This is a genomic window from Rhodococcus baikonurensis (assembly GCF_040489275.1).
GTDB lineage: Bacteria > Actinomycetota > Actinomycetes > Mycobacteriales > Mycobacteriaceae > Rhodococcus_F > Rhodococcus_F baikonurensis.
The window spans coordinates 1-7296 of record NZ_JBEUOQ010000048.1 but is presented as its reverse complement, the minus strand read 5'-3'; the positions used below and the strand labels follow the sequence as shown (position 1 = coordinate 7296).

Below are 7296 nucleotides of genomic sequence, written 5' to 3'. Positions count from 1 at the left end.
GGGATCAAGTGTTTCGGTCATCGTCGATCCTTCCCGCCAAGCTCAGCTCGGCGTGTTGAATCAAGGACCGGATCCACCGTTATTCAGACAGTCCCCCGGCAAAGGCATGGCGCTGTCGGAGGATCGGGAAGTGTTTCAGGCAGTCGGCACTGGTGTCGGCTCGACAGGTACCTCGATGTCGATGCTCCAGTTCCATCAGCCCGAGATCCGTGTCCTTCAGCATGATCAGGGCGCGGAGATGCTGATCCGTGAAGTGCTCCGCAAGACCGGGTATTCGCCTGTGTCGTTTGGTATGTCGGATGAGGTTGCTCAGACGGCTACTGAGGCGCAGGGGAAGAAGGAGTGGACGGTCATCACGACCAACGGTAAGGCCCGTTATTGGGGTGCAGCTCTTGCTCCGTTGGCGACGATCTGCCTCCGCATCGATGCCGCTAAGTTCAAAGGTGTTGCTCCGTCTGAGGAGTTGGAGATCGAGTGGCCTGAGTTCGCTCGTGAATCTGATGAGGCGAAGTCGCGGACTGTCTTGAATTGGTCTACGTCGAATGCTGCGTCCACGAGGACGAAGGTCGCGTACCTGAATCAGGACAAGGACGAGAAGTGGATCGACGAGGAAGCCGCGGCGATCGATAAGGCTGGCGCGGTTCCTGATCCATCAGGCGGCTTCGGAGGCGGTTTCTAGGGGGTAGGCGATGGCGCTCGACCCGTCTGAAGCAGCAGGCCTCCCCGACGAGTTGATCAACCTTTACACCGAAGCCGAGTTGGCTCTGATGGCGATGCTCGCCGAAGCGATTGTGGCGGGCATCGACACACCAGAGTGGGAAGCGCGGCAGCCGGCGGAGATGTTGCGGTTTCGGCAGCAGGCGCAGTTGTTGGCGTTGCAGTTGCAATCCCAGATGCCAGCGTTGGTTGAGGGTGCGGTTGCTGGTGCTGCTGAGCGTGGCCGGGAGGCTGCGGACGAGGACTTGAAGGCGTTACCGAAAGCCCCGCCGGTTCCGCCTGTGACACCTGCTCGGGATCGGAAGACTCGGGCCGCGATCTTCGCGGGGCAGCAGGTTTTGTCGCAGGTGACTGCTCGGATTCCGGGTGCCGCGGGGGAGTTGCATTCACAGGTGACAACGCAGATCATCGCGAGGTCATCGGGTGTCCGATCGGGTACACGCCTGGATGCGGCACAGCAAGCCCTCGACATCCTCACCAAACGTGGCGTCACCGGCTTCAAAGACGCTGCCGGCCGCAACTGGTCCCTCGCCTCCTACATCGAGATGAAATCCCGGACCATCGTCAACCAAGAACTCCGCCAAGGACACGCGGATCGCCTACTCGAACGAGGCCACAACCTGGTTGTCGTATCCAGCCACTCGAACCCGGCTCCTGTGTGCCAGCCATTCGAAGGTCAGATCCTCTCGTTGGACGGTGAAACCGGCACAGTGATCCGCCAGAACGCAACTGGCGGCAAAGCAGTGAAGGTGAAGATCAAGGCGACGATGCGTGAAGCGACATCTGCCGGATTTGGTCATCAGAACTGCGGACACGCCGTAACGGGCTATGTGCCGGGAGCTTCGCGGACGTTCGAGACGAGGCCGGATCCGGAAGGGTATGCGGCGTCGCAGAAGCAGCGGGCGATGGAACGCGCTATCCGTGACACCCGTAAGCAGCAGGCCGTGGCAGTCACCCCGCAACGCAAACGCGAGTTGGTTGCCCGGTTGAAGCAGCAGCAGGCCGCGATCGCAGCTCACACCGCGCAACACGACCTGAAACGCCGGCCTAACCGCGAACGCCTCGGCGCACGCTAACCCTAGGAGTAACTGATGGATCCCTTGTGGCTACTGCTCATAGTGCCTGGTGCCATCGCTGTAACCGCTGCCGCAACCATGTTGTGGGTTGGCGATCGAATGTTCCGGAACTTCTGAAGTTCTATGCCTACCGGCTCATAAGTCATCAACTACCGCGTTCCCCTGAAAGGAATTTCCCAATGTCGAACGAACCTGTCGTGATCCGAGTGTGGGACTGGAATCGGAAGCATCTCGGTCACTGCATTGCAGTGTTCGACAAGGGGTTTTCGATACCTGCGGAACATCCACTGGCCGCGGTGTTGAGTAGGGGCGGGCACTTGTCGCTGTCTGTTCTCTCAACCGAAGAGGTCGAGTGGAACGTCGAACGTGTCGAGGTCGGGGCCTTCCATCGCCCGTTCTGCGACGAGGTTCGCGTCTCGTGCATCCCTCACGTCGAAAAGGTTCGACGAGGCCTTCTGTCTGACGAGTCGTTCCTGGAGAGCTTGAACACTCTCGAATCTGTCATTGCTTAACCGCTGATCTATCGGGTTTTCCCAATACACGCTGATAGATCCCCAGAGTTTCCCGCCGCATGGCGGAATCGCAGTAACCCAATAGCCCCCAGCCGCACGGCAACCGGGGCCAATGCCGCATGGCACAAGGAGAGAACAGCATGGCCGACGAACAGGCAACCAGCGAAACCACCGACGCCGCCACCACCGCGACCGACACCTCCCAGGCAACGGACACCACGGCAACCGAGACTGCACAGTCCACCACCGCCGAGGAAACCACCGACTGGAAGAAGGAAGCACGCAAGCACGAGGCGCGGGCGAAGGAAAACGCTAAAGCCGCTGAAGAACTCGAAAAGATCAAGGCCAAGAACCGGACCGCCGAGGAAAAGGCAGCGAAGGAAGCCGCCGACGCCAAAGCCGACGCCGAAGCCGCACGCGCCGAAGCAGCCCGCGAACGAGCAGCCCGCAAATACGGGCTCTCCGACGAAGACCTCGACTTCCTCGAAGGCACCCCAGCCGACAAGTTCGACGCCAAAGCGAAAGCACTCTCCGAACGCATCAAAACCGCCGCACCCGCCGGCCGATCCGGCAGGCAGGCAACCGGCGGAACCGCGAACACCGACGAGATGGACCCCAAGAAACTCGCCGAACGCGTCGCCACCCGCAAACCGGGCATCCAAATCTACTAACCAGGAGCACACCTCATGGCAAACACTATTCTCAAGGCCGAGCAGATCCTCTCTGCCGGTCTCGGCGTCCTCGAACGCGACGTTGTTCTTCCGGGCATCATCGCCTCTGATGCGTCGCGGCACTTTTCCAGCCGGTCCCCGAAGAACGACACTGTGTCGATCCGCATCCCCGGTCGCACGGTCGCGAAGGACAAGCCGTGGCGCAACAAGACCGCGGCAATCGAGATCTCCGACCTGAACGAGTTCAAGGTCGACGTGAAGCTTGACACCCACCCGTACAACGCGATCGAACTGACCGACGAAGAGTTGACTCTCGACATCGATCAGTTCACCGAGCAGGTCACCCTGCCTCAGACTCGTTCTGTCGCGGAGCGCGTCGAGGACAAGATCGCCACCACCATTCGTGGGGCCGCGTACCCCACGAGTTCGGTCCTGGAGATCGCGGAGGGCAAGTTCTACGAGGCTGCTGTTGACGCACGCCGTGTGCTCAACGACTACCACGTTCCGCAGGCTGATCGAGTGTTTCTTGTTGGCACGAACGTGGAAGCGTCGATCCTCAAGTCCGACCAGTTCAAGAAGTTCGACCAGTCCGGTGACTCGAACGCCCTCCGGAACGCGACCATCGGCAACATCGCCGGCTTCCCGATCGTGGTGTGCAACAGCATCGACCCCAACGAGGCGTTCGCGTTCCACAAGACCGCTTTCCAGTCGGTGTACCGCGTCCCCGCCACTCCTCTGGGTGGTGTCGATACCGCGTCCGGTTCGTACGCCGGCATCGCATTGCGCTGGATTCGTGACTACGACTCCACGCACATGGTTAACCGCTCGATCTTCGACACGTTCTTCGGAATCAGCGTCGTGACCGATCCCGACGACTACGACGATCCGGCTTCCACGAAGTCGCTGAAGCGTGCCGTCAAGCTGGTATTGGATGTGACGCCGTGATCGAGGTACCGGAGTTCGTTCGTGGTGAGGCTGGGTTCACGATCAAGCTGAACCAGTTGGCTGAGGCGGTGCGTGAACTTCAGGTCAACGAGAAGCCTGTCGCCAAGCGGCCATCGGCCAAGGCGAAACCCGAAACCACTGACGCTGTTGGTGGTTTGAGCGAGTAGCACCTGATGCCCACCCCCGGGTCGCCTTCCTGTGCGGCTCGGGGCTGGTGGGACCAAATGCTTGGTGGTTGGTGCGTTTCTACGTGCCCGGCAACGGCTCATAGACCCACGTTAAGACCGCTTGAGGGGTTCACCGCCGGGTTCCTTTCCCCCTTGCAGCAGCGTATAAACATCTCGGTATGACCGAGATGGTCTGCGCGCCAACCATCAACACCCCGAGGAGAATCCGTGTCTGATCTACCCACCACGTTCAAGCGACGGGACTTGATGGCCGCACTTGAACACCTCGGCATCCCCATTTCGGGTACACGCCGTGTCCAGATCTTTCCGGATTGCATCATCGTGGAGCAGTTGCGGCGCGACGCGTCCGGTTCCCTGTTCTCGGCTGGGGCCGATGTCGCGACCGTCAAGACGGTCATCGGCTTGGAGAAGGAGTAACCGTGCTCGTCTATGCGACCGCCGATCAGCTGGAAACCTGGATGGGGGAAACCCCTGAACCTGCCCCCGCGAAGTTGACTGCAATGCTGCGGGAAGCATCCGGCCTTGTCGGAACTGCATGCCAGTGCGACATCTACGACACCCTCCCGAACGGGAAACCCTCGGACGATGATCTGTCTGAGGCGATGCAGGAAGCGACGTGCGCGCAAGTGCATGCGTGGTTGGCGTCGGGTGATGATCCGATCAAGGGTGCCGGCGGTCAGGAGCCGCGGTTGACGACGACAGCGATTGATGGTGCGTCGTTGTCGTATGACACGTATTTGACGGCTCCGGATCGGATGAATGCGCTCAAGTTTTTGGCGCCTGGTGCGTTGCGGATTTTGCGGTTGGCGGGGTTGGCGTCGTCGGCGGTGCAATCGTCATGAGCGTGGCTGATCAGATCGCGAAGGCGTGGTTTGTGTGGCCGGTTTCGGTGCAGCGGCATGCGGGCGAAGGCCCGTACGAGCCGGCGTTCGATCCGGCTGTGACTGTGCTCGGGAAGATCACCACCAAACGCAAACTCGTGAAGGCTGCTGATGGTTCCGAGGTCATCTCGGAGGCCCGCGTGAGCATGCATGTCAACACTGCACTGATTCCTGTCGGCTCGCTGGTGACGTTTCCACCCGAGTTCGGTGGACGCACGGCTGTGGTGTTGGCGGAGCAACGCCATGACGACGGCAACGGTTTGACCCCCAACTTCTACAGCGTGGATCTGACCTAGGAGCGTGGCATGACCGAAGTTGAGGCACTGCGAGCGATGACCTACGAGCAGCGTGTGGCCGCTTTGGATGTCGCTGAGATTGGCATCCGGATGACGGTAGGTGTCATCACAGAGGCGCTCATGGTTCCCTGCGATCTCTTGTTGGTGGCAGATGCAGTGGACGCTCTCGCTGAGCACCTGGACGAGGTGATCGCTGCATGAGTACTGCCCTGAATTTTCCGATCGAGCCAGTCCGCTCCGCCATCACAGACGGCTTGCACGCTGCCGCTGAAGTCATCAAGCAGGAAGCGATCGAACGGGCACCGAAAGAGACCGGGTATCTGCGGAACACTGCGGCGACTGCGGCTGAGGGGTTGGAAGCTGCTGTCGGCTTCGACGGACCGTATGCGATAAGGCAGCACGAGGAACTCGGTTATCACCATCAGGATGGTGAGGCGAAGTACCTCGAGAACGCGTGCATCGCAACGAGGGAAGTTGTCGGGCAGATCCTCGCTGAAGCGATACGGAGGCAACTCGGATGACCGCATGTGAGCACTTCGAGCGCGTATGCACAGCGGTCACAAGTGACGCCAAATCGTTTCACCATATGTACACCTGTAAGCGATGCGGTGATCAAGCATTTGACACTGTCCTCAAGGCTCCTGAGTTTCTTGCGTGGGAACAGAGTGGCGGTGCGGGATGACACTCGTTCGGGCACCGGACACCGTCGAACTCCTCGAAGCCCTCGCCCAACACCTCACCAACCTCGGACTCGCACGCTGGGACCCGAACCTCACCACCTACCCAGCTGGCGCACTGCCAGTGGTGTTCTTCGGGCAACTCCGAGACAAACCCGACAACGCGATCTTCATCAACGTCTACAACGACGACCGATCGAAGGACGAAGCAACCCCCGACTACTACGTCCAAATACGTTTCCGGGCTGCTGGCCTCGACGTGAGGGCAGTTGAACGCATGGCCGACACAGTGTTCCGCGCCATCGACGACACCCTCCACGAACGCAGCAACACCGTGTGGGCGGGCGTCAACATTCTGTCCTGCCGCCGCCACATCCGCGGCCCTGCCGCATTGGAAGCCAGCAACCGCTACACCCGCCCCGATTCGTACACAATCACCACAAACCCAGGAGCAACACCATGACCGCACCCACACAGTCACTTTCATCCACACTCGCACGCGACTGGATCCTCGAAGTCGACATCAACGGCGTACCCACCCGAGTGCGCGGCTTGTCCTCCGTCTCCCCGATCTTCGAAGGTTCCGAGCAGGACGATTCCGACATCGACTCGGAAGGTTTCGCGTCGCAGATCGTCACCGGCCTCGCATTCCGCATCGAAGGCGGCGGCAAGCGCAAGGGTGAAAACACCGCCGGCTTCGTTGACGATCCAGGTCAGAACTTCCTCCGCAAGAAGGGCCGCCAGACCGGCACCGCCAACATCGTCACTGCTCGCATCTACCGACGTGATGATCTGCCTGACGCGTACGAGGCGGAGACTACCGTCAAGTGGACGGACAGCGCTGCGGGTGACACGAATGCGTTGCAGGAGTTCAGTTTCACTCTGTCGGGTCGTGGAAAGCCCCGCGATATCGTGAAGCCTCTGGTTCCTTCGGGCGCGCAGGTGTTCAACGTTGATCTCGGTGGCGCCACCGCAGGCACCTTCACCCTCACCTGGAACGGCCAGACCACCGACACCATCGCGTTCAACGCCACGAACGCCACAGTGAAGACGGCTCTCGTCGCCTTGGACGACGGCTACAAGGCCGCCGACTTCACGGTCACCGGCTCGGCTGGCGAGTACGTCATCACCGTCCCCGGCGGCACCGTGACCGGCGACGGCACCGGCCTCACCGGCGGCACCCTCACCATCGCCGCTGCCTAACCAGCACCCCTTCTGAAAGGTTGCACTTGTATGCGTGGGAGTGTCCGATTAACGGTGGATCCGACCTTGATGTCGGTTAGTTACCGTTCAGGGTGATGCGTCCTTCGAAGGTGATCGCAAACGCATTGAG

General features: G+C 60.6%; 12 protein-coding genes and 1 pseudogene. All 13 read left to right on the top strand.

Annotated elements, in window-relative coordinates:
• Positions 1-679: pseudogene (locus tag ABWI03_RS33855) on the top strand (hypothetical protein); the annotation flags it as partial.
• 10 nt (positions 680-689) lie between these two features.
• Positions 690-1793, top strand: a complete 1104-nt coding sequence (locus ABWI03_RS33850) for a phage minor capsid protein (RefSeq protein WP_298773388.1) — start codon at positions 690-692, stop codon at positions 1791-1793.
• A gap of 179 nt (positions 1794-1972) precedes the next feature.
• The gene (locus ABWI03_RS33845) at positions 1973-2305 is read left to right on the top strand and encodes a hypothetical protein (RefSeq protein ID WP_298773390.1); all 333 of its coding nucleotides are present in this window, start codon (positions 1973-1975) and stop codon (positions 2303-2305) included.
• Positions 2306-2445: 140 nt separating this feature from the next.
• Entirely contained in the window at positions 2446-2976 is a 531-nt protein-coding gene (locus tag ABWI03_RS33840) for a hypothetical protein (RefSeq protein ID WP_298773392.1), read from the top strand.
• A 15-nt stretch (positions 2977-2991) separates the two neighbouring features.
• Positions 2992-3921 (top strand): phage major capsid protein, encoded by a 930-nt coding sequence (locus ABWI03_RS33835; protein ID WP_298773394.1) that lies wholly within the window; start codon positions 2992-2994, stop codon positions 3919-3921.
• Positions 3918-4088 (top strand): hypothetical protein, encoded by a 171-nt coding sequence (locus ABWI03_RS33830; RefSeq protein ID WP_298773396.1) that lies wholly within the window; start codon positions 3918-3920, stop codon positions 4086-4088. Before ABWI03_RS33835 ends, ABWI03_RS33830 begins: the two co-directional genes overlap by 4 nt.
• A 228-nt stretch (positions 4089-4316) precedes the next feature.
• A complete protein-coding gene (locus ABWI03_RS33825; protein ID WP_298773398.1) occupies positions 4317-4526 on the top strand; it encodes a hypothetical protein in 210 nt (69 codons plus the stop codon).
• A 2-nt stretch (positions 4527-4528) separates the two neighbouring features.
• Positions 4529-4951, top strand: a complete 423-nt coding sequence (locus tag ABWI03_RS33820) for a hypothetical protein (RefSeq protein WP_209908250.1) — start codon at positions 4529-4531, stop codon at positions 4949-4951.
• Positions 4952-4953: 2 nt separating this feature from the next.
• On the top strand, positions 4954-5286 hold the full coding sequence (locus ABWI03_RS33815; protein WP_353799057.1) for a hypothetical protein: 333 nt from the start codon (positions 4954-4956) through the stop codon (positions 5284-5286).
• Positions 5287-5295: 9 nt separating this feature from the next.
• Complete coding sequence (locus ABWI03_RS33810; protein ID WP_298773404.1) at positions 5296-5487, top strand: hypothetical protein; 192 nt, start codon at positions 5296-5298, stop codon at positions 5485-5487.
• Entirely contained in the window at positions 5484-5807 is a 324-nt protein-coding gene (locus ABWI03_RS33805) for a hypothetical protein (protein WP_298773405.1), read from the top strand. The genes ABWI03_RS33810 and ABWI03_RS33805 overlap by 4 nt, the downstream gene beginning before the upstream one ends.
• 157 nt (positions 5808-5964) lie before the next feature.
• A complete protein-coding gene (locus ABWI03_RS33800) occupies positions 5965-6426 on the top strand; it encodes a phage tail terminator protein (protein WP_298773407.1) in 462 nt (153 codons plus the stop codon).
• Entirely contained in the window at positions 6423-7166 is a 744-nt protein-coding gene (locus ABWI03_RS33795) for a phage tail tube protein (protein ID WP_298773408.1), read from the top strand. Before ABWI03_RS33800 ends, ABWI03_RS33795 begins: the two co-directional genes overlap by 4 nt.
• Positions 7167-7296: the final 130 nt, after the last annotated feature.